Here is a 240-nt window from a genome sequence, read left to right as displayed (position 1 = left end):
GTCGCTGGTCTACCGCAAGGGCTACAAGAAGGACGGCAAGGGCGCGCTGTTCCAGTACGCCTATGGCAGCTACGGCATGTCGATGGACCCGTACTTCAACCAGACCGCGGTGAGCCTGCTCGACCGTGGCGTGGTGTATGCCATTGCCCACATCCGTGGTGGCCAGGAAATGGGCCGCGACTGGTACGAGAACGGCAAGCTGCTGCACAAGCAGAACACCTTCAACGACTTCATCGACGT

The 240-nt window shown here is 60.4% G+C and carries 1 protein-coding gene; it reads left to right on the top strand.

The window, feature by feature from the left end; genetic code table 11:
* On the top strand, positions 1-240 hold a 240-nt coding region (locus tag HMPREF0072_RS11660; protein ID WP_155811920.1), incomplete at both ends, for a prolyl oligopeptidase family serine peptidase.

Origin of the sequence: Anaerococcus lactolyticus ATCC 51172, assembly GCF_000156575.1 — a bacterium.
Lineage (GTDB): Bacteria > Bacillota > Clostridia > Tissierellales > Peptoniphilaceae > Anaerococcus > Anaerococcus lactolyticus.
This window is presented reverse-complemented; position numbering and strand designations above follow the sequence as displayed.